The organism is Pseudomonas sp. EggHat1, assembly GCF_014892995.1.
In the GTDB taxonomy this organism is placed as follows: domain Bacteria; phylum Pseudomonadota; class Gammaproteobacteria; order Pseudomonadales; family Pseudomonadaceae; genus Aquipseudomonas; species Aquipseudomonas chaetocerotis.
The window spans coordinates 53079-79522 of sequence record NZ_JACKQK010000012.1; the positions used below are offsets into that span (position 1 = coordinate 53079).

Annotated in this window: 21 protein-coding genes and 1 pseudogene; 10 read left to right on the forward strand and 12 right to left on the reverse strand. The window is 63.8% G+C overall.

What is annotated here, in order from left to right:
- Positions 1–6 precede the first annotated feature (6 nt).
- Together INS93_RS18370 and yjeH are read right to left on the reverse strand one after the other, a co-directional pair.
- Positions 7–1332, reverse strand: a complete 1326-nt coding sequence (locus tag INS93_RS18370) for a TAXI family TRAP transporter solute-binding subunit (RefSeq protein WP_192984696.1) — start codon at positions 1330–1332, stop codon at positions 7–9.
- Between the two features lie 126 nt (positions 1333–1458).
- Positions 1459–2712, reverse strand: coding sequence for an L-methionine/branched-chain amino acid transporter (yjeH, locus tag INS93_RS18375; protein WP_192984698.1), 1254 nt, complete (start codon positions 2710–2712; stop codon positions 1459–1461).
- A 123-nt stretch (positions 2713–2835) separates the two neighbouring features.
- On the opposite strand from yjeH, the gene INS93_RS18380 reads away from it, so the two are divergent.
- Together INS93_RS18380 and sbcD are read left to right on the forward strand one after the other, a co-directional pair.
- Positions 2836–3255: an Lrp/AsnC family transcriptional regulator gene (locus INS93_RS18380; protein WP_192984700.1), complete on the forward strand. Its 420-nt coding sequence runs from the start codon at positions 2836–2838 to the stop codon at positions 3253–3255.
- On the forward strand, positions 3252–4472 hold the full coding sequence (gene sbcD, locus INS93_RS18385) for an exonuclease subunit SbcD (protein WP_192984702.1): 1221 nt from the start codon (positions 3252–3254) through the stop codon (positions 4470–4472). Before INS93_RS18380 ends, sbcD begins: the two co-directional genes overlap by 4 nt.
- A gap of 128 nt (positions 4473–4600) precedes the next feature.
- Here the strand turns inward: sbcD and INS93_RS18390 are convergent.
- Positions 4601–4780 (reverse strand): annotated as a pseudogene (locus INS93_RS18390) (IS110 family transposase); the annotation flags it as partial.
- A gap of 163 nt (positions 4781–4943) precedes the next feature.
- Between INS93_RS18390 and INS93_RS18395 the strand changes: the two are divergent.
- The 7 genes from INS93_RS18395 (at position 4944) to INS93_RS18425 (ending at position 13320) form a co-directional block, all read left to right on the forward strand.
- Entirely contained in the window at positions 4944–5429 is a 486-nt protein-coding gene (locus INS93_RS18395; protein ID WP_192984704.1) for a shikimate kinase, read from the forward strand.
- A 48-nt stretch (positions 5430–5477) separates the two neighbouring features.
- Complete coding sequence (locus INS93_RS18400; RefSeq protein ID WP_192984706.1) at positions 5478–6083, forward strand: N-methyl-D-aspartate receptor NMDAR2C subunit; 606 nt, start codon at positions 5478–5480, stop codon at positions 6081–6083.
- A gap of 201 nt (positions 6084–6284) precedes the next feature.
- Positions 6285–7256: a GGDEF domain-containing protein gene (locus INS93_RS18405; RefSeq protein ID WP_319017561.1), complete on the forward strand. Its 972-nt coding sequence runs from the start codon at positions 6285–6287 to the stop codon at positions 7254–7256.
- A 70-nt stretch (positions 7257–7326) separates the two neighbouring features.
- Positions 7327–7692 (forward strand): hypothetical protein, encoded by a 366-nt coding sequence (locus tag INS93_RS18410; protein WP_192984710.1) that lies wholly within the window; start codon positions 7327–7329, stop codon positions 7690–7692.
- Between the two features lie 59 nt (positions 7693–7751).
- The gene (locus INS93_RS18415) at positions 7752–11186 is read left to right on the forward strand and encodes an SbcC/MukB-like Walker B domain-containing protein (protein WP_192984712.1); all 3435 of its coding nucleotides are present in this window, start codon (positions 7752–7754) and stop codon (positions 11184–11186) included.
- A 2-nt stretch (positions 11187–11188) separates the two neighbouring features.
- Positions 11189–11731 carry a hydrolase gene (locus INS93_RS18420; protein WP_192984714.1) on the forward strand — a complete coding sequence of 181 codons (543 nt, stop codon included), beginning with the start codon at positions 11189–11191 and terminating at the stop codon, positions 11729–11731.
- 344 nt (positions 11732–12075) lie between these two features.
- The gene (locus tag INS93_RS18425; protein ID WP_192984716.1) at positions 12076–13320 is read left to right on the forward strand and encodes an SLC13 family permease; all 1245 of its coding nucleotides are present in this window, start codon (positions 12076–12078) and stop codon (positions 13318–13320) included.
- Positions 13321–13810: 490 nt separating this feature from the next.
- On the opposite strand, the gene rlmF is transcribed toward INS93_RS18425, so the two are convergent.
- On the reverse strand, positions 13811–14812 hold the full coding sequence (rlmF, locus tag INS93_RS18430) for a 23S rRNA (adenine(1618)-N(6))-methyltransferase RlmF (RefSeq protein WP_192984718.1): 1002 nt from the start codon (positions 14810–14812) through the stop codon (positions 13811–13813).
- 209 nt (positions 14813–15021) lie between these two features.
- On the opposite strand from rlmF, the gene INS93_RS18435 reads away from it, so the two are divergent.
- Positions 15022–15492 carry a bacteriohemerythrin gene (locus INS93_RS18435; RefSeq protein ID WP_192984721.1) on the forward strand — a complete coding sequence of 157 codons (471 nt, stop codon included), beginning with the start codon at positions 15022–15024 and terminating at the stop codon, positions 15490–15492.
- Between the two features lie 6 nt (positions 15493–15498).
- On the opposite strand, the gene INS93_RS18440 is transcribed toward INS93_RS18435, so the two are convergent.
- The 8 genes from INS93_RS18440 to INS93_RS18475 all read right to left on the reverse strand — a co-directional run bounded on the left by INS93_RS18440 (position 15499) and on the right by INS93_RS18475 (position 26442).
- Entirely contained in the window at positions 15499–17328 is a 1830-nt protein-coding gene (locus INS93_RS18440; RefSeq protein ID WP_192984723.1) for an SLC13 family permease, read from the reverse strand.
- Positions 17329–17360: 32 nt separating this feature from the next.
- The gene (locus INS93_RS18445; protein WP_192984725.1) at positions 17361–17657 is read right to left on the reverse strand and encodes a winged helix-turn-helix domain-containing protein; all 297 of its coding nucleotides are present in this window, start codon (positions 17655–17657) and stop codon (positions 17361–17363) included.
- Positions 17658–17694: 37 nt separating this feature from the next.
- Positions 17695–19071 (reverse strand): sodium:proton antiporter NhaD, encoded by a 1377-nt coding sequence (nhaD, locus tag INS93_RS18450; protein ID WP_192984727.1) that lies wholly within the window; start codon positions 19069–19071, stop codon positions 17695–17697.
- A gap of 187 nt (positions 19072–19258) precedes the next feature.
- Complete coding sequence (gene nhaC / locus INS93_RS18455; protein WP_192984732.1) at positions 19259–20689, reverse strand: Na+/H+ antiporter NhaC; 1431 nt, start codon at positions 20687–20689, stop codon at positions 19259–19261.
- 220 nt (positions 20690–20909) lie between these two features.
- Positions 20910–23741 (reverse strand): valine--tRNA ligase, encoded by a 2832-nt coding sequence (locus INS93_RS18460; RefSeq protein ID WP_192984734.1) that lies wholly within the window; start codon positions 23739–23741, stop codon positions 20910–20912.
- A gap of 183 nt (positions 23742–23924) precedes the next feature.
- On the reverse strand, positions 23925–24353 hold the full coding sequence (locus INS93_RS18465) for a DNA polymerase III subunit chi (protein ID WP_192984736.1): 429 nt from the start codon (positions 24351–24353) through the stop codon (positions 23925–23927).
- A gap of 60 nt (positions 24354–24413) precedes the next feature.
- Positions 24414–24833 (reverse strand): DNA polymerase III subunit chi, encoded by a 420-nt coding sequence (locus INS93_RS18470; protein ID WP_192984738.1) that lies wholly within the window; start codon positions 24831–24833, stop codon positions 24414–24416.
- Positions 24834–24954: 121 nt separating this feature from the next.
- Complete coding sequence (locus INS93_RS18475) at positions 24955–26442, reverse strand: leucyl aminopeptidase (protein ID WP_192984740.1); 1488 nt, start codon at positions 26440–26442, stop codon at positions 24955–24957.
- Between the last annotated feature and the right edge of the window lie 2 nt (positions 26443–26444).

Below are 26444 nucleotides of genomic sequence, written 5' to 3' on the forward strand. Positions count from 1 at the left end.
TCCACCCTACGGATGCCGTCGCTGCTGCAACACGCGCAGCCGCTCGATCACGTAGCGCACATGCATGTGCAGTTCGTACAACTCGTTGGAGTACGACAGTGGCACTTCCACGGCTGCCAGCTCGTCTTCCATCTGCTCCAGGCGTTCGATCTCGCTGCCCAGCTCGTCGGGCAGGGAGCCGGCGTGCAGCTTGCGGTCGACTTCGCGCAGGTGCTTGTACCAGCGGTAGATACGCGCACGGATGCGCCACTGGTAGATCGGTCCGACGGCCTTGAACAGCGGGATCATCACCACGATCAGGGGGATCAGCAGAATGATGTAGCGGTCGGCCAGCGAGGCGATACGGAACGGCAGGTAGCGCTGCAGGATTGGCAGGCCCTTGTCGTAGTAGTGTCCGGCATCCTTGTGCAGTTCGAAGGTGCGGGGCTCGGCGCTGGGAAAGGTGCCGGCGGCGTCGAGCAGGGTACCGTCGCGCATCACTTCGCGACTGGCCTCGAGAAACAGTGGCACCAGGCCGGGGTTGAAGTTGTCGTTGACCACCAGGGTGGCAACCGGAGAAAGGGTGACGATGTCGCGATCAGGTGCATTGCTGGCCAGATCCAGCAGACCTTCACCGACCTTCACCTGATTGAAGAACGGCAAGCGCGCTGCGTAGGCGGCAGCGCGACGAAAGTGCGCCAGGGCGATGTCCGGGTTGGCCGCCAGTTGTTGCACCAGGGCGTTTTCTGCCGGGCCAACGAAGAATGCTGCATCCAGTTCACCGGCCATCAGCGCGCGGGCGGCCTTGCCACCCCCGATGCTCTGCCAGCTTTCGGGATAGTGTTCGGGCTCGATGGCATTGGCGCCGAGGATGGCATCGCTGGCTGCGCGGGTGCCGCTGCCTTCGCCGCCCAGGCCGAGGCGCAGTGGCAGCAGATCGGCAATGCGATCCAGCGCCACGTCACGTCGATAGAACAGCCACAGGGGCTCCTGATAGATCGCACCCAGGCTTTCCAGCTGACGCTGTTCTTCGGGGGCCAGTTGACGCTCCAGGCCGCTCTGCACCAGGGCGATATCCACTTCCGGGTCCTTGGCCAGCAGACGCTGCAGGTTGTCGCGCGAGCCAGAGGTCGGCACCAGATTCAGCTCGAATCCTTCCTTGGCCAGTTCTTCCTTCAGGCGTTCGGCGAACTGCTGGTAGGCACCGCCTTGGGCGCCGGTGGCCATGCTGGCACTCATCGGCGGTGGCGGTGCGACGAACTGGAACAGCGCCCAGACCAGGCCGGCCACCACCGGGACGATCCACAGGTTGGCCAGGATCATGATTTTCAGGTCGTTGAGTACGCGGCGCATGAGGCTTCCTTTCGGCGAAATCAGGGTAAGGATAGAACCCCATGCGCCTCACGGTCACCTGTTGGGTGGATGACGCCCTTTTGTCCAGCATCAGGCTCGCGGTGGATCACAGGGGTGTGCTCCGCCCTACGCCAGCGCCTTGTGCCTCCCACGCAGGTGACTGAACAGCAGCAGCGCGGCGAGCAGCCCAACGGCATACAGCGCATCGCTGCCGAGCATCATCAATACCGCTGCACACAGCAGCCCGCTGAGTCCGGCCAGCAGGCGCCAGATACCACTGAGCAGCACCCAGCCGGCGGCCATGCTGAACAGGTAGATCAACACGAAGTTGCCGTTGGCATAGCGGATCAAATCGTCTACCGACAGGTTCAAGGTGGCCGAGAGCATGGCGCACAGCGCGCAACAGATCACCACCAGCAGCAAGGCTCTGCCGGGTACGCCCTGGCGGTTGCGAACGGCCAGTCTGGCCGGCAGGCGGCCTTCATCGGCCAGGCTCCAGATCAGCCGGGCGAAGCCCTGGATGTACACGTTCATCGAGGCGAAGCAGGCCAGGTAACCGAGTACCGCCACCAGCACGCGCGCCTGCTCGCCCAGCAGTTGTTCGAACAGACGGGGCAGGGCGGTGGTGTCGCTGTGCACGTCGCCGTAGGTGGTAAAGCTCAGCACCGCCACCGAGCAGGCCCAGTACACCAGGCCCGCCAGCAGCACGCCGAGCAGCAGCGCCAGCGGAAAGTCGCGCTCCGGGTGTTTGAACTCCTCGCCCAGATGGGTGAAGGCCTCGATACCGACGAAGCACCAGAACATCACCCCCAGCGCCGTCGGCAGCAGGTGCCATTGGCCCTCCATCGCCGGCAGCAGTGGTTGGCTGGCGCGCGGCAGGTCACCGACCCACCAGATCAGCGCCACGCTGGTGACGATGGCCGCGGCGATCAATCCCTGCAGCATGCCCGATGCTTTCGGTGGACGCTGGCCAAGCAGGAGAATGGCGCCCAGCGTGGCCAGTTCGATGAGCAACAGGCCACTGCGATCGAGATCGAACAACGCCAGCCAGAAGCCGCTGGCGATATGCAGAGCCGCCGGCAGACCGACCGGCAGCACGGCGAGAAACAGCAGGGCGCTGACCCCTTCCATGCGCAGACCGAAGGCGCGGCCGATCAGGTGCGGCGCGCCGCCGGCATGAGGGAAGCGCTTGCCCAGCTGGGCGAAGGTGAACGCCACTGGCAGTACCAGGACGATCAGCAGCATCCAGGCCCATAACGACGCTTCGCCCGCCGCCGTGGCCGCCAGGGCCGGCACCACGAAGATGCCGGTGCCGAGCAGCGAGGTGCTGAGCAGGGCGATGCCCTGCAGCAGGCCCAATTCCTTGTTCAATCGACTCATGGGGTATGCTCACGCCTTTGCAGATACCGCCATGGTAGAGCGCCGCCTGATTGCAGGGTGTCGCCTTTTGCCGACGAAATGGCGGTTTCCCACGTCAACCTGATTGCCGCCCCGAGAAGCCCCGTGGACAAGTTCGATCGTCAGATCCTCGCCCTGCTGCGCAGTGATGCGCGTACCTCCGTCAGCCAGATCGCCCGTGAGGTCAACCTGTCACGTTCGGCAGTCAGTGAGCGGATTCGTCACCTGGAAGAGAGCGGGGTGATTCGCGGCTATCACGCCCAGGTCGCGGTGCCGGGCGAAGGTGGGGTCAAGGCCTTCCTCGAGCTGTTCTACCAGAACGCCCGTTGCCAGGATTACGTCGAGCGCATGCGTGAATACCCGGAAATCCGCCATTGCAGCGGTATCAGCGGCGAGACCGACATGCTGGTGCTGGTCGAAGCGCCAAACATGGCGCGCCTGAGCGAAGTGCGCGCGGCCATCGAAGCATTCCCGCAGATGCAGCGGGTCAAGACCCACATCGTAGTGCAGGACTGGCCGCTATGAGCCTGCGCATCCTGCACACCTCCGACTGGCACCTGGGCCAGCACTTCATGGGCAAGACCCGCCAGACCGAGCACCAGGCCTTCTGCTCCTGGCTGCTGGAGCAGGTGCGGGCACGTGAAGTGGATGTTTTGCTGATTGCCGGCGATGTGTTCGACACCGGCGCACCGCCCAGTTACGCCCGCGAGCAGTATTACCGGCTGGTGGTGGAGCTGCGCGATGCCGGCTGCGCCCTGGTGGTGCTTGGCGGCAACCACGACTCACCCGCCATGCTCGGCGAAAGCCGCAGCCTGCTGGCGCAACTGGGCGCCCAGGTGGTGCCGGGTGTGGGCGTCGACCTGGCTGAACAGGTACTGCTGCTCAACGATCGTACTGGCCAGCCAGGCGCCGTTCTCTGCGCCATTCCCTTCATTCGCCCGCGCGACGTGCTGGCCAGCCAGGCGGGGCAGAGCGCGCAGGACAAACAGCAGTCGCTGCAACAGGCCATCGCCGAGCATTACCGGGCGCTATACGAGCTGGCGTCGAGCACGCGTGACGAGCTGGGCCAGGCGCTGCCGATCATCGCCACCGGTCACCTCACCACGGTTGGTGCCAGCGCCAGCGAGTCGGTGCGCGAGATCTACGTCGGCAGTCTGGAGGCCTTCCCCACCAGTGCCTTCCCACCGGCGGACTACATCGCCCTTGGCCATATCCACCGCCCGCAGAAGGTCGGCGGGCTGGAGCACATCCGCTACAGCGGCTCACCGATTGCGTTGTCCTTCGACGAGGCGCGTCAGCAGAAGGAAGTCCTGCTGCTGGAGTTCGGAGCTGCCACGTTGCAATCGATCACACCGCTGCCCGTGCCGGTGTTCCAGCCCATGGCCAGCCTGCGCGGCTCGCTCAAGGAGCTGGCAGGCGCCATCGCCGAGGCCGCTGCTCAGGGCGCGCCCGAGCGGCCCGTATGGCTGGAAGTGCAAGTGAGCACTGACGACTACCTGAGCGACCTGCAAAGCCGGATCAACACCCTGTGCGAAGGGCATCCCGTGGAGGTGCTGCGCATTCGCCGTGAACGCGGTAACGCCAGTGCCAGCCTGGCCAGCGAAGCGCGGGAAACGCTGGATGAACTGAGCGTGGAGGACGTATTCGCCCGACGCTTGCAGCAAGAGACATTGGAAGAAGAGGATGCCCAGCGTTTGCAGGGGTTGTACCGGCAGGTGCTGGAAGCGCTGCCCAAGGCCTAGCGGCGCAGACCTCCGTAGCCCGGATGCAATCCGGGAACGGCCGTCGCGACACTCCGGCCAAGCGCCTGCTGCCCTCAACCCAGCGGGCTGACTCCATCGATGCAGCAGCATGACCTGATAAGCGAAGCGCCCCAGTAAGGCGCAGTGCCGCAGGCCTCCAGCACCGACTCGACCGGCTCGGCCTGCTCCTGTATATATCGCCAGAACGCCTCTCGGTTCAGCCGCTTGCGCTGCACCACCCGGCCGGAACGGACGCTCTCGGCAACTTGGTAAACGGACTTGGCCAGATCAACTGCAATTCGTTTCATGGCAGCTCTCCACTTGTTCAACCCTCAACGCCTTGGTATGGAACCGTGGCGCGGGGAGAGTCCATTACAGCACTCAACTGCCGCTCACTTCGCTCGCTGGGCAGTCAGAAGCTACGCTTTTGCCTGCTCGTTGGCTTGATCGTGATAATCGAGAAGAAAACTCATGAAACTCATACTTCTTGGAAATGCCGGCTCAGGAAAGAGCACGCTCTCTAAAAAAATTATCGCTAGAGAACCCGCTGCACGCTTATCACTGGATGAAGTTGCATTTCATAACGGTGCGGAGCGACGCCCGCTCAAAGAAAGCATCGCTGATGTTAAGAAGTTTATACAGTCACATGATAGCTGGGTCATTGAGGGCTGTTATGCCAACATAATCAAAGCTGTTCTAGATGAGTGCGAGGAGCTTGTATTTCTGAATCCAGGGGTGGATATATGTATTGCTCACTGTCGCTCAAGGCCCTGGGAGCCTGAAAAATTCAATTCCATCGAAGAGCAAGATGAGAACTTAAATAACCTAATCGAATGGGTTCAATCATATGAAAAACGAACGGATGAATATGGCCTTGGCAGCCACAAATATTTGTTTGAGTCATTCAGCGGAAAGAAGCGTGAGCTAAAAAATACCGCCGAATATGAATCGGTATAATAAATGCGTCAAAACCGCTCGCTTGGCCAAGCGCTATCGATACCCTAAATGACTCTTCTCCCATCATCCTGGGCCAGCGCCTGGTCAGACCTGGGCCTGCAGCCTCCGCCAGGTCTGTTCGAACAACTCGTTCGTGCCTACGAGGAACCGCAGCGGCACTATCACTCGCTGCAACACCTGCGCGAATGCCTGATGCATTTCGATCAGGCGCGGCACTTGGCGCAGCAGCCGGGCGAGGTGGCCATTGCGCTCTGGTTCCATGACGCCATCTACGACGTGCGCGGCAAGAACAACGAGCGCCAGAGTGCGGATTGGGCCATCCGGGTGCTCGCGAGCTGTCAGGCCGGCCAGGCGACGTTGGCGCGGGTCGAACGACTGATCATGGTCACCCGGCATGATGCGACGCCGGGCGAGCCGGATGAGCAGTTGCTGGTGGATATCGACCTGGCCATTCTCGGCGCCACGCCGGAGCGTTTCGCCGAGTACGACGCCCAGGTGCGTGCCGAGTACGCCTGGGTGCCGGGCCTTGTGTACCGCATGAAGCGGCGCAGCGTTCTGAAGTCATTTCTGGCGCGCTTGATGATTTACAGCACGGATCATTTCAGGACGCGCTACGAGGCACAGGCTCGGATCAATCTGGCTGGCGTGGTTTGACAGGCGATTGAGCGAAGCCTGCATCGCTTCCGATGCGACAAGCGTTCTATGCTGTGAATAGTGGCCATTCGACAGGGGAGCGAAGTGCCGTTGTTCAATAGCTTGCTGCGTGCGCTTGACCCTTTGCATGGAGTGCCGGATGCGACTCGGAAGGGGTTTGCGTGCTGGTATCTACAGGCGAAGATTCCGCAGATTCGCTACGTGGCTTTTCTGACCATGGCGCTGTATCTGATCTATGCCGCCATCGAGCAGAACGTCGAGGCCGATCAGCCCTTCGCGCGGTTCATCGTGCATGCGTTGTTGGTACCGGCAGCGTTGCTGGCTATCGGGCTGCTGAGTTTTCAACCAGGTCGGCAGCCGCTGATGCTGGGGTTGCTGTCACTCGCGCCCATCATTTCGGTGCTGTCCAATCTCTACTTCAATTTCGGCTCAGCGCGTTTCGCCTTTTACGCGCCGGAAATTTATCTCAACCTGATGTGGACATTCGCCATCTCCGGGCTGACGCTCAGGCGTGCCATGGCTACCGCGCTGTTCTCTCTGGCGGCGATTTTGCTGGTCACGCTCGAGCACTCGCTGACGCCCGGCATGCAGCGCCTGCACCTGATCTGGATTCTCGCTTCGTTCTCCTTTGGCCTGCTCAGCGCCTTTCTTCTGGAAAAGGCGCACAAACACATGTTCCTGCATCAGGACAGCCTGGCCCTGAGCGCCAGTGTCGACAGCCTGACCGGGCTGTGGAATCGTTCGCGTACCCTGCGTTTTCTGATCGAGGAAGTGGCGCGGACCAATCGTTATGGCACGCCGTTTTCGGTGGTGCTGATCGATATCGACCACTTCAAGAGCGTCAACGATACGCATGGCCATGCGGTGGGGGACAGTGTGCTGCGCCAGTTCGCCGGTCTGCTGCGCGACGGTGTGCGAGTGATGGACAAGGTCGGGCGGCTTGGCGGCGAGGAGTTTCTCATCATCCTGCCGGAGACCGATGCGGCTCATGCAGAGCAGGCCGTGCAGAAGCGTATCAACGGTTTTTCGTTCGAGCGGGTGCAACGCAAGAGCGCCAGTTTCGGCATCGCCGAGTATCGCCCTGGCGAAAGCCTGGACAGCCTGATGGAGCGGGCGGACCAGGCGATGTACCGCGCCAAGGCCAGTGGCCGCGACCGTATCGAGATGCTGTGAACGCTTGGGCCTGAACCGCTCATGTGCGGCACTGGTCGAAACCGCTGCAACCCTTCCTGTGGAGAGCGTCATGTACAGAACTGCGCACTTTCTTCTCGCGGCTGCGGCCGTTCCCCTGCTGCTATCCGGCTGCGCCGGGTCGTCCGGCGAGCAGGACGTCAGGGTGACCGAGCAATGGCTGGGGCGCTGGAACGGGCCAGAGGGTACCTACCTGGATATCAGTGGTACGTCGGCCGACTACCGTCTGACCATCGCCAACCTCGACGGCCCGCGCCGCTTCGTCGGCCGCGCGCAGGGGGCGAAGATCGTCTTCGTGCGCGATGGCGTGGTGGAGAGCATCAGCGCCACCGACGGCGAAGCCACCGGCATGAAATGGCTGCTGGATAAACAGAATTGCCTGACCGTGCGCAGCGGTGAGGGTTATTGCCGCGACTGAGCCTTTACGTGGGGGCGGATATGCCAGAATGACCGCCTCCAACGGCTTACGACCTGTGCATGAAAATCCTCAGCCTGCGCCTAAAGAACCTCAATTCCCTCAAGGGCGAGTGGAAGATCGACTTCGCTGCCGAGCCTTTCGCCGGTAGCGGCTTGTTCGCCATCACCGGGCCGACCGGCGCGGGCAAGACTACGCTGCTCGACGCCATCTGCCTGGCCCTGTATCACCGCACGCCGCGCATGAGCACGCTGTCGGCCAGTGGCAACGAACTGATGACGCGGCACACCGCCGACTGCCTGGCCGAGGTCGAGTTCGAGGTCAAGGGGCAGGGCTATCGCGCCTTCTGGAGCCAGCGCCGTGCGCGCGACAAGGTGGACGGCGCGCTGCAGGCGCCCAAGGTCGAGCTGGCGCGTATCGCCGATGGCGAAATCCTCACCGACAAGATTCGCGAAAAGGAGAGCCTGACTGCCGAGCTGACCGGCCTGGATTTCGAGCGTTTCACCAAGTCCATGCTGCTGGCCCAGGGCGGCTTCGCGGCGTTTCTCGAAGCCAATGCCAACCAGCGTGCGGAGCTGCTGGAGGAGCTGACCGGCACCGAGGTGTACGGGCAGATTTCCCAGCAGGTCTACGAGCGCACCAAAGCCGCCGAACAGGCGCTCAATCTGCTGAAAAGCCGCGCACAAGGCATGGAGTTGCTCGACGAGGCGCAGCGCACCGAGCTGCTGGCCGAGCATCAGCGCCTGAGCCAGGACGAGACTCCGCTGTTGGCCCGGCAGCAAGCTCTGCAGGCCCAGCGCCGTTGGCGTGAAGCGCTGCAGCAGGCTGAACAGCAGCGGGAGCAGGCTCTATTGGGACTGGAGCGGGCCCAGCAGGCGCGTCAGGATGCTGCCGGTGAACTGCAGCGTCTGGCTGCCAGTGAACCGGCCGCGCGATTGCAGCCGCTCTACCTGGCCTGGCAGCAAGTGCAACAGGACAGGCAACAGGCGCAGCAGGCGCTGGATGATCTGCACCAGCAGCAACGCCACAGCAGCGAACGCGAGCAGCAGCAACTCTGGCTGGCCAGTCGCTATGCCCAGCAATGTCTGAGCCTGCGTCAGGCGCAGCTGCAGGGGCTGGTCAGACAACGCGAAACCCTGCATGCACGTCTGAGCAGTGCACCGCAGCAGGAGCGTCTGGGCGAATTGCTTGGCGGCTGGCGCGCGCAGTTCGACCAGCGTGGGCAACTGCTCAAGGAGCAACAGGCGTTGCACGCACGCTTGGCGCAGGAGCGAGAACAGCTCGCTGCCTTGCAGCGCCAGCGTGAACAGCTCGGTGCGCAGCAGGCCGACGCGCTGAAGCGCCTGGAGACCGCGCGTGCGAGCGAAGCCGGGCAGCAGAGCGAACTGCAGGCATTGCTCGGCGAGGACGACGAGGCAGGGTTGCGTCAGCGTTGGCAGCAGCTGCAAGTGCAGGGGCGCGCGTTGGATCGCCTGGAGCAACTGGCGCAGGTCCGTGAGCAAACGGCCGCCCAGGTCGCCGAGCTGACCCCGCGTCTGGCTCAGTTGCAGGTGCAGCACGCCAGCAAGAACGATGAAATCACCGGCCTGCGCGAGCGTTACAAGGCGCTCAAGCAACAGCAGGTCGACAAGGAAAAGCTGCTGGAGCAGGAACAGCGCATTCAGGCTCTGGAAGCCTACCGCGCCCAGCTGCAGCCGGGCGAAGCCTGCCCGTTGTGTGGTTCGCACGAGCATCCGGCGGTCAGTCAGTACCAGGCGCTCAACGTCTCCGCCACGCGCCAGGCGCTGGAGCAGTGCCGCAACGAACTGGCGCAACTGGAAAGCCAGGGCGGCACCCTGCGTGACGAACTGACCCGCCTGGCGACGCAGATCGCTCAGATCCAGCAGCAACTGGAGCAGGCGAATCAGCAGGCCGCCAAGCAGGACGCGCAGTGGCAGCAGCAACTGAGCGAGCAGGCCCTGCAGGTTACTGACGGCGCCGATTTGCGCGAATGGCAGCGCCAGCATGAGCAGAGCCTGACGCATCTGCAGGCGCGACTCACCTCGGTCGAGATCGGGCAGGCGCAACTGGCGCAGGCGCGTAGTGACCGTGAGGTGGCCGAGCATGCCGTAGCCGATGCGCAGCAGCGCCAGGCGCTACTGGCGCGTGATGAGGAGAACCTGCAGGCGCGACAAACCGAGCAGGGCGAGCGCCTGCAGCATCTGGAGCAGGAGTTGCAGCACCGCCAGCGGACGCTGCTGAGCAGTCTTGCAGGCTTTGCCACGGAGTTGCCTTCGGACGCTGGCGCCTGGCTGGACGAGCAGGAGCATGCATGGCGCGACTGGCAGCAGGCCCAGGCGCAGGACCAACAGCTGCATGAGCAGCAGCGTGAGGCGCAGCGTCTGCTCGCTGAGGCAGAGGCACAGGCCGAGCACTGGCAACAGCGCTGGTATAGCGAAGGTGCGCTGACGCTGGCTGAACCCGAGCCATCAGCACAGCCGCAAGTGGCGTTGAATGAGGCCGTCAATGGCCTTGCCAGTGCCCAGCGTGAAAGTGATGCCTTGCGCGGTCGCGAGCAGAGTCAGCGCACAGTGCTGCAGCAACTGCAGCAACGCTCGAGCGAGGCCGAGCAGCACTGGCTGCAGGCACTGACGGCCAGTCCTTTCAGCGATCTTGCGGCGTTTCTCGCCGCGCTGCTGGAGGAGGATGAGCGCGCGCGCCTGCTGGCGTTGCAGGCAGGTGTGGAGCGAACCCTGACCGAGGCATCGACGCTGTTGGCTGCCGCCGACACGCAGTTCCAGCAGCTCGCCGCCACGCCGCAGACCGAGCTGGCGCTTGGCGAATTGGACGAGCAGCTGCATCTACTGCAGAGCGAATTGCGTGCACTGAGCCAGCGCCAGGGCGAATTGCGGGCTCAGTTGCAGGCCGACGATGCACGGCGCAGCAGCCAGCAGGCGCTGTTCGCCGAGATCGACGCGCAGGAGGGGGAGCACGCCCTCTGGCAACAACTCAACGGCCTGATTGGCTCGGCCGACGGCGCCAAGTTTCGCAAGTTCGCCCAGGGGCTGACCCTCGATCACCTGATCCACCTGGCCAACCGCCAACTGACGCGGCTGCACGGGCGTTATCAGTTGGCGCGCAAGGGCAGCGGCGAGTTGGAGCTGGAGGTGTGCGACACCTGGCAGGCCGACGTGGCGCGCGACTGCCGCACGCTGTCCGGTGGCGAAAGCTTTCTGGTGAGTCTGGCGCTGGCGCTGGCGCTGTCCGACCTGGTCAGCCACAAGACCAGCATCGATTCGCTGTTTCTTGATGAGGGCTTTGGCACCCTCGACGGCGAGACGCTGGAGGTGGCGCTGGATGCGCTGGACAACCTCAACGCCAGCGGCAAGACCATCGGTGTGATCAGCCATGTCGAGGCGATGAAGGAACGTATTCCCGTGCAGCTGCGGGTGCATAAGGGCGTCGGCCTGGGCTACAGCCGGCTCGACGCGCGTTTTGCCGTGAAGGAAGGAGCTTAGTGATGCTGATGCGAGCGAAGGACTCCACCCTGTTGGTCATCGACCTGCAGGAGCGACTGCTGCCGGCTATCGATGGCGGGGCGGCGGTGATCGAACAGGCCTCGTGGCTGGTGCGTGTGGCGCAGCGCCTGCACGTCCCGGTGATCGCGACCGAGCAGTACCCCAAGGGCCTGGGCTATACCGAGGCGGGGCTGCATGAGCTGCTGCCGGGCGAGGGGCTGCGGGAGAAGATTCATTTTTCGGCGACCGCAGGAGCAGGGCTGTTCGACTTGCCGGGTGGTGATCGCCAGCAGTTCATCGTCTGTGGCACGGAAACGCATGTCTGCGTGCTGCAGACGGTACTCGGTCTGCTGGCAGCCGGGCGTGAGGTGTTCGTGGTCGACGAAGCCGTAGGGTCGCGTCGGCCGCGTGACAAGGCGCTGGGCCTGGCACGCATGGAGCGTGCAGGCGCGGTGATCGTCTCGCGCGAGATGGTCGCCTTCGAGTGGCTGGAGCGGGCCGGTACCGAGCTGTTTCGCGAGATCAGCCGCAGTTTCATTCGCTGATGCGTAGCCCGGATGCAATCCGGGAATATCAGGCACCGCTGCCCCGGATTGCATCCGGGCTACGGGGTGGCCTGCTTCGGCTTGGTTTGGTAACGGCCTTACTGGCGAAACTGCGGTAGGCGGTCGAGCCACTGGCATGTATTGGGCGCGTAACCCAGATCTGGCCGAGCGGGTCTGGACCGAGATGCCGCATCAGCGTGAGTCGCTGGTCTACCAGGCATGGATGAAGGCTTGCCCGGTGCGGCCCTGATGGCGGTAAAAAAGTGCGGTGTGCTATTCCCGTGTTGCGTCGGGCTCGCTAGATTGCGCGGCTTGTCCCCTGCATCTGTTCAGGTGAATCGCGCATGACTTCCGCTGCCTGGCTGACCATCGGCCTGTTCGTCCTCACCTATCTGGGCATGGCTGCCGGTGGCATCCGCGGCTTGCGTATCGACCGCAGCTGGATCGCCTGTTGTGCTGCCGTTCTGTTGTTGGTGAGCGGTGGGCTGAGCATGGAGGACGCGGCCCATCATCTCGACCCTGGCGCGTTGTTGCTGCTGTTGGCGCTGATGCTGATTTCCGCGCAGTTCGATTTTTCCGGGGTGTATGCCTGGCTCAACCGCTACCTGACCGAGCATGCCGAGCGCCCGGCAGTGCTGTTGTTCGGCGTGGTACTGCTGGGCGGCTTGCTCTCGGCGGTGCTGGTCAACGATATCGTCGCCTTCGCCCTGACCCCGCTGTTGTGTCGCAGCCTGCACCTGCGCGGGCTGGAGCCCCGGCCGTTTCTCCTGGCGCTGGCGCTGTCGTGCAACGCGGGTTCGGCGGCGAGCCTGATCGGCAATCCGCAGAACATCCTCATTGGTCAGGCTGGCGCTCTGGATTTCTGGGGTTATGTGGCTGTGGCCGGGCCACCTGCTGTGGTCGCGATGGCCATCGTTTACGCAGTGATCTGGCTGCAGTGGCGCCATCGTTGGGGTGAAGCCAGGCCGTTTGCCGCTGACGATACGCCGGTCGAGCATATCTACGGCGCGCGCAGCTATCTCAAACCGCTGCTGGCCAGCCTGGCGCTGCTGGCGTTGTTCGCCACGGCGCTGCCGCGTGAGCTATCGGCGCTGCTGATCGCGGTGCTGGTGATGGTGTCGCGGCGGGTGGACAGCCGCGACTACGTGAACAAGGTGGACTGGAACCTGCTGTTGCTGTTCGTCGGCTTGTTCCTGGTCAGCGGCGCCGCGCTGCAGTTGCCGCAACTGGCGCAGGGCGCCGCCTGGATGGCCGAACATGGCCTGTTGCCGCAGGGCGTGATCTCGCTGGCGACTTCATCCCTGGTGGCAGGCAACCTGATCGGCAACGTGCCGTTCGTGGTGCTGCTGCTGGGCCTGATGCCGGAACTGTCGCATTCGGTGCTGATGGGCCTGGCAGTGATGTCGACCCTGGCCGGCAACCTGCTGCTGATCGGCAGCGTGGTCAACCTGATCGTCGCTGAAGGGGCGAAGCGTCAGGGCGTCCGGCTTGGCTTCGTCGATTATGCGCGCAGCGGCGTGCCGGTGACGTTGTTGAGCATGACGGTGGCCGGGCTGTGGCTGGTGCTCGGTGGCTGGTTGCCCTGGTAGGGAGATCGGTGCGCACGGCGCACCCTACGGCCCAAYYCGGTATCAAGGTCGGCCCCAGGTAGGGTGCGCCGCGCGCACCGCCGCTGCGAGCGCGTTGCACGGGGCCTGGCGCTAGGTGGTTGGTTATCCACGTAGGGAGATCGGTGCGCACGGCGCACCCTACGGCCTAACCCGGTATCAAGGTCGGCCCCAGGTAGGGTGCGCCGCGCGCACCGCCGCTGCGAGCGCGTTGCGCGGGGCCTGGCGCTGGTTGGTTGGTTGCCCTGGTAGAGAGGTCGGTGCGCACGGCGCACCCTACGGCCCAATTCGGTATCAAGGTCGGCCCAGGTAGGGTGCGCCGCGCGCACCGCCGCTGCGAGCGCGTTGCGCGGGGCCTGGCGCTGGGTGGTTGGTTGCCCTGGTAGAGAGGTCGGTGCGCACGGCGCACCCTACGCCCCAATTCGGTATCAAGGTCGGCCCAGGTAGGGTGCGCCGCGCGCACCAGCAGGTCTCAGCGCCAGCGACTCTTGCTCCAGGTGCTGCGCTCTTCGGCATTCTTGAACGTCCAGGCCACCAGGCGACTCTGCTTCTGTCCCTGGGACATGCCTAAGATGCGCACCTCGAGCGCACCGGCCTTGGCCAGCCAGCCCTGGAGCAATTCCACATGGCTGCCTTTGGACACCAGGCTGCTGAACCACAGCACCTGCCCGGCCACCTGCGCGCTTTCGCTGGCCATGCGCTTGAGAAAGGCTGCCTCGCCACCCGGGCACCACAGCTCGGCCGCCTGGCCGCCGAAGTTGAGCACCGGCAACTTGCGCTTGGGGTCGAGTTTGCCCAGGTTGCGCCACTTGCGCGTGCTGCCGCTGGTGGCCTCGGCGGCGCTGGCGTGGAAGGGTGGATTGCACAGGCTCAGGTCGACGTACTCCTGCGCCTGCAGCAGGCCGAGGAAGATGTGCTCGGCATTGGTCTGTTGGCGCAGCTCGACGCCGCCGGCCAGTTGCGGGTTGGCGGCGACGATGGCACGTGCCGATGCCAGTGCTTCCTTGGCAATGTCGGCACCCATGAACTGCCAGCCATATTCGCAGCGACCAATCAGTGGGTAGATGCAGTTGGCGCCGACGCCGATATCCAGTGCTCGCACCATGGCGCCGCGAGGAATCTGCCCATCGTTGTCAGTCGCCAGCAGATCGGCGAGGTTGTGCAAGTAATCGGCGCGCCCCGGGATCGGTGGGCACAGGTAACCGTCGGGAATATCCCAGTGGCGGATGCCGTAGTACTGCGCCAGCAGCGCGCGGTTGAACACCTTGACCGCTGCCGGGTTGGCGAAGTCGATGCTCGGCTTGCCGTAGGGATTGGTGATGACGAAGTCGCCCAGCTCGGGACTTGCCTTGATCAGCGCGGGAAAATCGTAGCGCCCCTGGTGACGGTTGCGCGGATGCAGCTTGCCCTTGCTCGGTGCGGTTTTCACGGCGGCGGGGGCGGGCTTGCGTGGGCGTCTCGGCGGCTGGGGCATGAACGAGCATCTGGCGGTTCGGGCGCAGGATTTTCGCATGCTTTGCTTGCAGCTCGTAACCCATGGAAGCGAGGGAGCGACCTGTGCTGCGATCAATGAAAGCTGGCAAGTGGCCATAAAGTGGCTGACCTTGTGTTGATCCAGGTCAATCGGGGACTCGCCTGCGGCCTTAGACTGCGCGCCTCTTCGATCAGCAGTTAGGAGGCACCATGACATACCTGGAATGGAGCGACGACCTCGATACCGGCATCGCGGTCATCGACGATCAGCACAAGCGTATCGTTGCCATGATCAATCAGTTGGACGATGCCCAGCGCACCGCCAGCAAGGTCAAGGTGGGTACGGTGATCGACGAGTTGATTGACTACACCGTTTCACATTTCGCCTTCGAGGAAGCGATGCTCGAGGAGGCGGGGTACGTCTTCACCAAGGCACACAAAAGGGTGCACGCGCTGTTCATCAAGCGTGTGGAGGACTACCGCCAACGCTTCATCGGCGGCGAGGATATTGCCGATGAGCTCAAGGGCTTGTTGGGGCGCTGGTTGTTCAGTCATATCCGCAGCGATGATCGCAATTACGTCGAAGCCATCAATGAAAACCTGCGCCGGCTCAGTGCCGACACCTCCGAGGGTGGATGGCTGCGCCGCGCCGGTCGGCGATTCTTCCGCAGTGCGGCGTGAGCTGTCTCAGAGCGGAAAGATCAGCGGTACCAGCATCACACTGACGATCATCACCAGCAGGGTGAAAGGCACGCCGATGCGCACGAAGTCGCCGAAGCGGTACTGACCCGGCCCCAGCACCAGGGTATTTACTGGCGAAGAAATTGGCGTCATGAACGCGGCCGAGGCAGCCAGGGCAACGGTCATGGCGAAGGGCAGTGGCGAGACGCCCAGCGCTTGCGCCGTGGCAATGGCCACCGGCGCCATCAGCACCGCGGTGGCGGTGTTGGAGATGAACAGGCCGATCACTGCGGTAAGCACGAACAGGCTGGCGAGAATCAGCCGTGGCCCGGCATCGCCCAGGCCGCCCACCAGGCCCTGCACGGCCAGTTCGACGCCACCGGTCTGCTGCAAGGCCTGGGCGAAGGGCAGCATGCCGACGATGAGGATCAGCGTCGGCCAATGAATGGCGCGATAGGCGCTGTCCAGGTCGATGCAGCGGAACGCGCCCATCAGCAGGCAGGCGATCAGCGCGGCCTGCACGTTGGGCACCAGGCCGCTGACCATCAGCAGCACCATCACTGCCAGGCTGAGCAGGGCGTAGGGGGCCTTGCGCGCAGAAGGCGCCACCTCGGCCACTTCCGCCGGCAGGCTGAGCACCAGAAAATCGCGGTTCAGCCCCTGCAAACGGTGGATGTCGCGCCAGGCGCCGGCTACCAGCAGGGTGTCGGAGGCCTTGAGTTTCTCGTCCACCAGCACGCCTTCCAGGGCCTGTCCCTGACGGCGCAGGCCAACCACGTTGAGCTTGTGTCGCGAACGAAAGCCCAGCTCCTGAATGGTCTTGCCCGGCAGTTGCGACTCCGGCGGCAACGCCACTTCGGCCAGGCCCAGCTCATGGGCGTGCAGGCTGAAATACGAATGCGGTAACGGCATTGGTTCCAGGCCCAGCGCCTGGTAGCTGCCGAGCAGGCCGATGGTGGGGCTGGCGATATCCACCAGCAGCACGTCGCCCGGCTCCAGCAGGGTATTGCCGCTGGCCATCAGCAACAGGGTGCGCAGGCGCTGGCGGCGCTCGACGGCGATGACGTTGATGCCGTGCTCGCGACGCAGCTGCAGTTCGTTGAGCACCTGATTGGCCAGGGGCGAGTCGGCACGTACCTGCAGGCGCCGTTCGCGTTCGCTCAGACGGTAGCGTTCGGCCAGGTCAGCCAGGGTCAGGCGCGGCGGCTCGCCTCCCTCACCAGCGTCCTTGCGCACCAGCCAGCGTCGGGCGATCAGCATGTAGCCGACACCGAGCACCAGCACCGCCAGGCCGATGGGCGTGAGATCGAAAAAGCCAAAACCATCCAACCCGGCGCGGCGCAGTTCGGCATGCACCACCAGGTTTGGCGGTGTGGCGACCAGCGTCAGCATGCCGCTGATCAGCCCGGCGAAAGCCAGTGGCATCATCAGTCGCGCCGGGGCGATGCGCAGGCGCGCAGCCACGCCGAGCACCACGGGGATGAAGATCGCCACCACGCCAGTGGAACTCATCACCGAGCCCAGGCCGGCCACCGCCAGCATCAACAGAATCAGCAGGCGCGTTTCGCTGCTACCGGCCCTGGCCACCAGCCAGTCGCCCAGGCGGTAGGCGATCCCGGTGCGCACCAGGCCGTCGCCGATGACGAACAGCGCGGCAATGAGGATGACGTTGGCGTCGCTGAAACCGGCCAGCGTCTGTTGCAGGTCGAGTACGCCGGTCAGCGGCAGGGCGACCAGCACCAGCAGGGCGACCACGTCCATGCGTGGCTTGCCGATGATGAACAGAGTGACGGCGCCGGCCAGCAGGCCGAGCACCCAGAGCAGGTCCGGATTCATCGCGATTCCCAGGAGGTATGGGAAGAATTATCTCAGGGGTAACCGAGCGTGGTCTTGATCTGCTGCAGGTTGGCGGCGATCCAGCGTTTGTCGATCGGCCCCCAGTCGCGAATCTGGTAGTGGCCGGCGTTGTTGCGCTCGCCCTCTTTCTGCTCGAACTGGCAGTCAATATCCAGTTCGGCCAGTGCCGCAAGGGTGTCCTGCGCGGTACGTCGAGGCATGCCGGTGGCGTCCATCAGCGCCGGCACGCTGACGGCCTGGCCGCTGTCGATCAGCCAGGCGACGTAGAGGCGGCGGTAGAAACTGGTGCGGGTCTTGCTCGTCTGCATGCTGACTCCCTGTACGTATCCGAGCGCCGCACCGGGATCAGGCGGCGAACATCAGCATATAGGTGACGGCCCCGGCCAGGTAGCCGATGAAGGCCAGGCCGCTGATTTTCTTCAAGTACCAGATGAAGTTGATCTTCTCCATGCCCATGGCGGCCACGCCAGCGGCCGAGCCAATGATCAGGCAGCTGCCGCCGGTGCCGGCGCAGTAGGCGAGCATTTCCCAGAAGTTGCCGTCGACCACGAAATTACGCAGCCATGGCAGCTCGTGCGCTGCCGCCGCAGCCAGGTTTTCGGGGCTGACCAGCGGATACATCTTCATGGCCCCGGCGACCATCGGCACGTTGTCCACCACGGCCGAAAGCATGCCGATGGAGATGGCGATGCTGTAGACGTTACCCAGGCTGTCCTTGAGCAGCGTCGCGACCTGGATCAGGTGACCGGCGCTGGACAGCGCGGAAACCGCAAGCAGGATGCCGAGGAAGAACAGCACGCTGGTGATGTCGATACGGCGCAATACGCCGACCACCGATAGCGGATCTTTCTCTTCGCTGTTCTTGCTGCGGTGGATGATCTCGGTGGTGATCCACAGCAGGCTCAGGCCGAAGAGGATGCCCATGTACGGCGGCAGGTGAGTGATGGTCTTGAAGATCGGCACGAAGATCAGAGCACCCAGGCCGAGACCGAATACCAGGTTGCGTTCGAAGGGGGTGGTCGGGTCGCGGCGGCTTTCGGCGCTTTCCTTGATGCGCGGCTCGGCCACTTCGCCCTTGAGGCGAAAGCTCATGATCAGCAGCGGCACCAGCAGGCAGATCAGGCTGGGCAGGAACAGCTTGGTGATGATGCCGGTGGCGGTGACCTGATTGCCGATCCACAGCATGGTGGTGGTGACGTCGCCAATCGGCGACCAGGCGCCGCCGGCGTTGGCTGCGATAACCACGATACCGGCATAGAACCAGCGTTCGTGACGGTCGGCGATCAGCTTGCGCAGCAGCGAGATCATCACGATGGTCGTGGCGAGGTTGTCCAGCGCGGCAGACAGGAAGAAGGTGATCAGCCCGATCAACCACAGCAGGTGCACACGCTTGTGGGTACGGATGCGGTCGGTGATGACCTTGAAACCTTCGTGGGCATCGATCAGCTCGACGATGGTCATCGCCCCCATGAGGAAGAACAGGATCTCGGAAATCTCGCCGAGGTGATGGCGCAGTTCCTCGACGACGTGATGGGTGTTGGTGCTGGCTCCGGCCGTACCGGTGCCGAGCAATGGCAGGATGCTGTCGGCGCCGAGAACCAGCAGGGTCCAGGCGATCACGGCGGTGAGCAGAGCGGACGCTGCCTTGTCGATCTTTAACGGGTGTTCGAGTGCAATGCACAGGTAGCCGAGGACGAAGACGAGTGCCATCAACGCATACATGTTCGGAGTTCCGCTCTGATTCTTATGGGGTGGGACGTGCCGGAGAGCTGCTGCCAGGCGGGTGAAGATGCCTGAAACAATTGGAAAAAGGGAAGGTTTTTATAGCGAAAAGAGCAAAGAGATGAGCGCTTTGCTACCTAATGAGGAGTTCGGGCCGGTGTACTGGCCGGCCCGAACGGGCGTGAAATCAAACGGCAGTTTGCGGCTTGGGTGGCAGCAGGTAGGCGAGGATGATTGCCAGCACCGGCGTGATCAGATTGAAGAAGCAGTACGGCAGGTAGCTCAGCGTTGCCACGCCGAGCGTCGCGGCCATGTAGGCGCCGCAGGTGTTCCACGGCACCAGCACCGATGTCAGAGTGCCGCCATCTTCCAGCGCACGCGACAGGCTGGTCGGCGCCAGGCCGCGTTTCTCGTATTCGGCGCGGTACATGCGCCCTGGCAGCACCAGGGCGATGTACTGGTCGGCGGTGATGATGTTGGTGCCAATGGTGGTGGTGATGGTGCTGGCGACCAGGCCGCTGTCACTGCGTACCAGGCGCAGGGCGCTCTGCAGCAGGCGTTGCAGCAGGCCGAGGCGCTCCAGCACACCGCCGAAGCACATGGCGCAGATGATCAGCCATACCGTGGTGAGCATGCTGGCCATGCCGCCCTTGGACAGCAGTCCATCGAGTTCGGCGTTGCCGCTGGCCGACTCATAGCCGGCGAACAACGCGCTCCATACCGTTTTCAGCGGCGCCAGGGCGCCGGCTTGTGGGTCCGCCAGGCGCGCCATCACCTCCGGCTGGAACAGTACGGCGAACACCGCACCGAGCAGGGCGGCGAGAAACACCGCTGGGAAGGCGGCCCACTGGCGCACTGCGAGCAGCAGCAGGAAGGCCACCGGCAGCAGCAGGTGCCAGCCCAGGTTGAACTGTGCCTCCAGGGCGGTCAGCACCTCGACGATGCGCCCGGTGTCATGCTCGGCGCTGGCCTGCTGGCCGAGGGTGAAGAAGATCACCAGTGCCATCAGCAGTGCCGGCACAGTGGTGCGCAGCATGTTGCGGATATGCGCGAACAGATCGGCACCGGCAGCGGCGGGTGCCAGGTTGGTGGTGTCCGACAGTGGTGACAGCTTGTCGCCGAAGTAGGCGCCGGAAATGATCGCTCCGGCGGTGATCGCCGGGTCCAGCCCCAGGCCGGCTGCCACGCCCATCAGGCCGATGCCGAGGGTGCCGGCCACCGTCCACGAGCTGCCGATGGACAGTGCGGTGAGCGCGCAGATCAGGCAACTGGTGAGGTAGAAGTACTCGGCGCTGATCAGCTTCAGGCCCAGCCAGATCATGGTCGGCACCGTGCCGGCGAGAATCCAGGTGCCAATCAGCGCGCCGACCGCCAGCAGAATCAGGTTGGCCTTCATCGCCATATGGATGCCGGCGAGTATGCCTTCCTCGATATCGGCCCAGCGCAGGCCATTCTTCAGGCCGACCAGGCCGGCGACGAAGGCGGCGCTCATCAGCGCGATCTGGTTCGGGCCGCTGGAGGAGCTGTCGCCGAACAGGTAAACGGAGAGGCTGAGCAGCACGACGAGTACGCCAATGGGTAGCAACGCGTCGAGCAGGGAGGGGGAGCGAGCAGTCATGGGTGTTCCGGGTGATCGATCGAACAAGGGTAGAGGCCTGGGAGGCGCTCTCCGTAAAAAGGTCGGGTGTGTTACTGGGCGGGCTTTGCAGGGGGCTGTTCAGCCCATGCGAAGTACCGATGGTGGGCTGAAGCCCACCCTACGAGCAGGGTTCAAATCCTTCCCACAAAAAAGAAACCCGCGCCGGTTATGGCGCGGGTCTTTCGGTGGTGCGCAGTGATCAGAGTGCGGCGATCTTGCCGCGCTGCTCGACCATCTTGGCCAGGGCCTGTTCGGCCTCGGCCAGTTTGGCGCGTTCCTTGTCCAGCACTTCAGCCGGGGCCTTGGCGACGAAACCCTGGTTGCTCAGCTTGCCGCCGACGCGCTGCACTTCGCCTTCCAGGCGGCCAATTTCCTTGTCCAGGCGCGCCAGTTCGGCGTCCTTGTCGATCAGCCCGGCCATTGGTACCAGCACTTCCATCTCGCCGACCAGGGTGGTGGCGGACATCGGCGCTTCTTCGCCGGCAGCCAGCACGCGCACCGACTCCAGCTTGGCCAGCTTGCTGAGCAGCGGCTCGAAGTCGGCCAGGCGGCGCAGATCGGACGCCGAGGTGTTGGCGACGATGATGTCGATACGCTTGGCCATGGAGATCTTCATCTCGCCACGGATCTGGCGCACGCCGAGCATCAGTTGCTTGACCCACTCGATGTCACCTTCGGCGGCGGCATCGATGCGGCTCTCATTGGCCACGGGCCAGGGTTGCAGCATCAGCGTCTCGCCGCTGACGCCGGCCTGGGCCTTGATGCGCTGCCAGATTTCTTCGGTGATGAAGGGCATGAACGGGTGGGCCAGGCGCAGGATCACTTCCAGCACGCGTACCAGCGTGCGGCGGGTGCCGCGCTGGCGCTCGATGGGGGCGTTTTCGTCCCACAGCACCGGCTTGACCAGCTCCAGATACCAGGCGCAGTACTCGTCCCAGATGAATTCGTACAGGGTCTGCGCGGCCAGGTCGAAGCGGAAGGCGTCGAGGTGGCGGGTCACCTCAGCCTCGGTGCGCTGCAGCGCGGAGATGATCCAGCGGTCCACTGGTGACAGCTCGACTGGCTCGCCATTGATCCCGGTGTCCTTGTCATCGGTGTTCTCGATGACAAAGTTGGCGGCGTTCCACAGCTTGTTGCAGAAGTTGCGGTAACCCTCGACGCGGCCCATGTCGAACTTGATGTCGCGACCAGTAGAAGCCAACGCCAGGTTGGTGAAGCGCAGGGCGTCGGTGCCGTAGGCGGCGATGCCGTCGGGGAACTCGGCGCGGGTTTGCTTGGCGATCTTCTCGGCCAGCTTGGGTTGCATCATGCCGCTGGTGCGCTTGGCCACCAGGGATTCGAGGTCGATACCGTCGACGATGTCCAGCGGGTCGAGCACGTTGCCTTTCGACTTGGACATCTTCTGGCCCTGGCCGTCGCGCACCAGGCCGTGCACGTACACGGTCTTGAACGGAATCTGTCCGGTCAGGTGGGTCGACAGCATGATCATCCGGGCGACCCAGAAGAAGATGATGTCGAAGCCGGTGACCAGCACGTCGGTGGGGTGGAAGGTCTTGAGGTAATCGGTCTGCTGCGGCCAGCCGAGGGTGGAGAAGGTCCACAGGCCGGAGCTGAACCAGGTGTCCAGCACGTCTTCGTCCTGGCGCAGGTTGGCATCGCCGAGGTTGTGCGTGGCGCGTACTTCTGCCTCGTCGCGGCCTACGTAGACGTTGCCGGCATCGTCGTACCAGGCCGGAATGCGGTGGCCCCACCAGAGCTGACGGCTGATGCACCAGTCCTGGATGTCACGCATCCAGCTGAAGTACATGTTTTCGTACTGCTTGGGCACGAACTGGATTTCGCCACTCTCGACCACGGCGATGGCTTTCTCGGCCAGCGGCTTGGTGGAGACGTACCACTGGTCGGTCAGCCACGGCTCGATGACGGTGCCGGAGCGATCGCCTTTCGGCACTTTCAGGGCGTGGTCTTCGATCTTTTCCAGCAGGCCGGCGGCGTCGAAGGCGGCGACGATCTGCTTGCGCGCGACGAAGCGGTCCAGACCGGCGTATTCGGCTGGCAGGCTGCCATCGATCTCGGCGTTGACGCTACCGTCGATATTGAACACCTGGGCCTGAGCCAGCACAGCGGCGTTCTTGTCGAAGATGTTGATCAGCGGCAGGTTGTGGCGCTTGCCCACTTCGTAGTCATTGAAGTCGTGCGCCGGGGTGATCTTCACGCAGCCGGTGCCGAATTCGGGGTCGCAGTAGTCATCGGCGATGATCGGAATGCGGCGGCCCAGCAGCGGCAGTTCGACGAAGCTACCGATCAGCGCCTTGTAGCGCTCGTCTTCCGGGTGCACGGCCACGGCGCTGTCGCCGAGCATGGTTTCCGGACGGGTGGTGGCGACGATCAGGTAGTCCTTGCCGTCGGCGGTCTTGTTGCCGTCAGCCAGCGGGTAACGCAGGTTCCACAGCGAGCCTTTCTCGTCGTGGTTTTCCACTTCCAGGTCGGAGATGGCGGTGTGGAACTTGGTGTCCCAGTTGACCAGGCGCTTGCCGCGATAGATCAGACCGTCCTCGTGCAGGCGCACGAAGGCTTCTTTCACGGCTTCGGACAGGCCGTCGTCCATGGTGAAGCGCTCGCGCGACCAGTCCACCGAGCTACCCAGGCGACGAATCTGACGGGTGATCGTGCCGCCGGACTGCTCCTTCCATTCCCAGACTTTCTCCAGGAATTTCTCGCGGCCCAGATCGTGTCGGCCAATGCCGTCGGCGGCCAGCTGACGCTCGACCACCATCTGCGTGGCGATGCCCGCGTGGTCAGTGCCCGGCTGCCACAGGGTATTGCGGCCCTGCATGCGGCGGAAGCGGATCAGCGCATCCATGATCGAGTTGTTGAAACCATGGCCCATGTGCAGGCTGCCGGTGACGTTCGGCGGCGGGATCATGATGGTGTAGGGCTCGCCCGAGCCTTGCGGGGCGAAGTAGCCCTTGGCTTCCCAGTTCTGGTACAGGGCGGTTTCAATGGCGTGCGGCTGGTAGGTCTTGTCCATGCGCGGCGGGACCCTTTGACGGCTGATCGGAAAAGCCGATAAGTATACCGCTTCTGAGCGCCAAGCCATAAGTCCTGAGCGGTGGGGTGGGTGCAACCCGCCATCCGTGGCGTGGTGGGTTGCACCCGCCCTGAGGGAAATGGCAGACCCGCGTTCAGTTTTACGGTTGGGTAGCGGCTTCGTCTACTTGCGTGGCGGCAGCAGGCGCGGCAGGCGGGCTTCGAGGCGGCGCTTGAGTTCGGCCTCGATCTGCGGCACGAAGTCGTCGATCACGTCCTGCAGGATCAACTGAGCGGCGGCGCGCAACTCGGCATTGAGGTGTTGCAGATCGCGGGCACTGTCATGCAGGCGTGGCTCGATGCGCTCGCGCAGCGTGCTTGGCGCCAGCGTAGGCTGTGGCACTGGTGTCGGTTTGGGCGTCGGCGTTGCGTGAAAGGGCGGCGGCGGGCCAGGCGGCGCGCTGACGATGTCGGACAGCACCGGAATGCTGTCCGGGTCGAGCGAGTCGATCAGCAGCGGCGGTTCGCTGCCGTTATCGCCCAGCAGCTCGCGAATCGACTCCAGGTCGTGCAGCAGCTGAGCAGGTTTCTGTGGAGGCTTGGGGGTGTCCATGGTTATCGGCGCAGCGAGAAAAGGGGCTGTAGTGACTTGTGTTGTGAGCGTGCACGGACACTAAAGTTCGACGCGTTGCGGATCATACCCGCGCTGGCGATAGGTACGGAAATTCTCGCGACAGGCGTTGAGCAGTTCAGGCTGCTGATTGACGATCTCGATGATGCGGGAAAAGCGCTCGACATGCGGTGACAGGCTGCTACCAAGGTTGATCAGCACGCCCTGCTCGGTGCTCGGCACTTCGTCGATGCCCAGCGCCACGGGTGACAGTGGCGCATCGCGATGCAGATCATGAGGCACGAAGCGTTCGGCTTTGAATTGCCACATCAACTCATCGAGTTCGCCGCACTGCGCCTCGTCGCTACCACGAACGAATACCGGTAAGCCGGCGCTCCAGGCCTTGAGCGCCAGTTGGCAGGCGGCGCGCAAGCGGCCAACGGCGTCGTTGGAGGAGAGAACGTAGAACTCGATTCTGGGCATTCGGTTTTTCAACAGTCGGACGGTGGTGGTCTGGATGTCGTAGGAGCGGATTCATCCGCGATAATTCGCGATGAAATCGCGGATGAATCCGCTCCTACAAGAGCATGGCCCGGATTCTGGATCAGACCTTGGCGCGATCCAACAGGTACTGGGTCAGCATCGGCACCGGGCGGCCAGTACCGCCTTTGTCCTTGCCGCCACTGATCCATGCGGTGCCGGCGATATCCAGGTGCGCCCAGTGGAAGTTCTTGGCGAAGCGCGACAGGAAGCAGCCCGCCGTGATGGTGCCGGCCTTTGGCCCACCGATATTGGCGATGTCCGCAAATGGACTATCAAGCTGCTCCTGGTACTCGTCGTGCAGCGGCAGTTGCCAGGCGCGGTCGTCGGCGCTTTCGCCGGCCTTGAGGATCTGCTTGATCAGTGCATCGTTGTTGCCCATCAGGCCGGAGACGTTGCTGCCCAGGGCAACGATGCAGGCGCCGGTGAGGGTGGCGATGTCGATCACCGCCTGCGGCTTGAAACGCTCGGCGTAGGTCAGGGTGTCGCACAGCACCAGACGGCCTTCTGCGTCGGTGTTGAGGATCTCCACGGTCTGCCCGCTCATGGTGGTGACGATGTCGCCGGGGCGGGTGGCGCGGCCGCTGGGCATGTTCTCGGCACAGGCCAGCAGGCACACCAGGTTGATCGGCAGTTGCAGTTCGAGCACGGCCTTGAGCGTGCCGAACACGCTGGCGGCGCCGCACATGTCGTACTTCATCTCGTCCATACCGGCTGCCGGCTTGATGCTGATGCCGCCGGTGTCGAAGGTGATGCCCTTGCCGACCAGAGCGAAGGGTTTCTCATCCTTCTTGCCGCCCTGGTAGTGCATGACGATCATCCGTGGCGGCTGCTCGCTGCCCTGAGCCACGGCGAGGAAGGCGCCAGCACCCAGCTCCTTGAGCTTCTTCTCGTCGAGGATCTCTACCTTGAGGCTCTTGTAAGCCTTGCCCAGCGCTTTGGCCTCTTCGGCCAGGTAGCTGGGGTGGCAGAGGTTCGGCGGCAGGTTGCCCAGGTCCTTGGTGAAGGCGACGCCGCTGGCGATGGCGCGGGCGTGCTGCAGGCCGCGTTCGGCAGCGGCCAGTTCGGCCTTGTCGACGATCAGGGTGATTTTCTTCAGTGCACGTGGGTCGGCCTTCTGGCTCTTGAACTGCTCGAACAGGTAGGTACCGTCGGCCAGGGTCTCCACGATCAGGCGGGTCTTGCCGTAGGTATCGCGGCCCTTGACCTTGAGTTCGCCCAGGGCGAGCAGGGCATCGCCGCCGCCCAGGCCCTTTAGCACGCCATGCACGCTTGCAACCAATTTGCGCAGTTGACGGTCGGATAGGTCGCCCTTGCCGCAGCCCACCAGCAGCACGCGTTCGGCTTTCAGTCCCGGCAGGCTGTGCAGCAGCAGGGTCTGGCCTGGCTTGCCAGCGATGTCGCCACGCTTGAGCACGGCGCTCAGCGCACCGTTACTGGCCAGGTCGACGGCCTTGGCGGCGTCGCCGAGCTTGCGCCCTTCACCGATGGTGACGACCAGGGTCGCGGTTTTCAGGGTTTCCGCACGGGTGCTTTTGACGAGGAATTCCATAG

Excerpts from the sequence above, each read along its gene's own strand:
- INS93_RS18420 (WP_192984714.1), top strand. The coding sequence starts at position 11,189 with ATGCTGATGCGAGCGAAGGACTCCACCCTGTTGGTCATCGACCTGCAG.
- INS93_RS18440 (WP_192984723.1), bottom strand. The coding sequence starts at position 17,328 with ATGAATCCGGACCTGCTCTGGGTGCTCGGCCTGCTGGCCGGCGCCGTC.
- INS93_RS18400 (WP_192984706.1), top strand. The coding sequence starts at position 5,478 with ATGACTCTTCTCCCATCATCCTGGGCCAGCGCCTGGTCAGACCTGGGC.
- INS93_RS18435 (WP_192984721.1), top strand. The coding sequence starts at position 15,022 with ATGACATACCTGGAATGGAGCGACGACCTCGATACCGGCATCGCGGTC.
- INS93_RS18445 (WP_192984725.1), bottom strand. The coding sequence starts at position 17,657 with ATGCAGACGAGCAAGACCCGCACCAGTTTCTACCGCCGCCTCTACGTC.
- INS93_RS18460 (WP_192984734.1), bottom strand. The coding sequence starts at position 23,741 with ATGGACAAGACCTACCAGCCGCACGCCATTGAAACCGCCCTGTACCAG.
- INS93_RS18395 (WP_192984704.1), top strand. The coding sequence starts at position 4,944 with ATGAAACTCATACTTCTTGGAAATGCCGGCTCAGGAAAGAGCACGCTC.
- sbcD (WP_192984702.1), top strand. The coding sequence starts at position 3,252 with ATGAGCCTGCGCATCCTGCACACCTCCGACTGGCACCTGGGCCAGCAC.
- nhaC (WP_192984732.1), bottom strand. The coding sequence starts at position 20,689 with ATGACTGCTCGCTCCCCCTCCCTGCTCGACGCGTTGCTACCCATTGGC.
- INS93_RS18475 (WP_192984740.1), bottom strand. The coding sequence starts at position 26,442 with ATGGAATTCCTCGTCAAAAGCACCCGTGCGGAAACCCTGAAAACCGCG.
- INS93_RS18465 (WP_192984736.1), bottom strand. The coding sequence starts at position 24,353 with ATGGACACCCCCAAGCCTCCACAGAAACCTGCTCAGCTGCTGCACGAC.
- yjeH (WP_192984698.1), bottom strand. The coding sequence starts at position 2,712 with ATGAGTCGATTGAACAAGGAATTGGGCCTGCTGCAGGGCATCGCCCTG.
- nhaD (WP_192984727.1), bottom strand. The coding sequence starts at position 19,071 with ATGTATGCGTTGATGGCACTCGTCTTCGTCCTCGGCTACCTGTGCATT.
- INS93_RS18415 (WP_192984712.1), top strand. The coding sequence starts at position 7,752 with ATGAAAATCCTCAGCCTGCGCCTAAAGAACCTCAATTCCCTCAAGGGC.
- INS93_RS18470 (WP_192984738.1), bottom strand. The coding sequence starts at position 24,833 with ATGCCCAGAATCGAGTTCTACGTTCTCTCCTCCAACGACGCCGTTGGC.
- INS93_RS18425 (WP_192984716.1), top strand. The coding sequence starts at position 12,076 with ATGACTTCCGCTGCCTGGCTGACCATCGGCCTGTTCGTCCTCACCTAT.
- INS93_RS18370 (WP_192984696.1), bottom strand. The coding sequence starts at position 1,332 with ATGCGCCGCGTACTCAACGACCTGAAAATCATGATCCTGGCCAACCTG.
- INS93_RS18410 (WP_192984710.1), top strand. The coding sequence starts at position 7,327 with ATGTACAGAACTGCGCACTTTCTTCTCGCGGCTGCGGCCGTTCCCCTG.
- rlmF (WP_192984718.1), bottom strand. The coding sequence starts at position 14,812 with ATGCCCCAGCCGCCGAGACGCCCACGCAAGCCCGCCCCCGCCGCCGTG.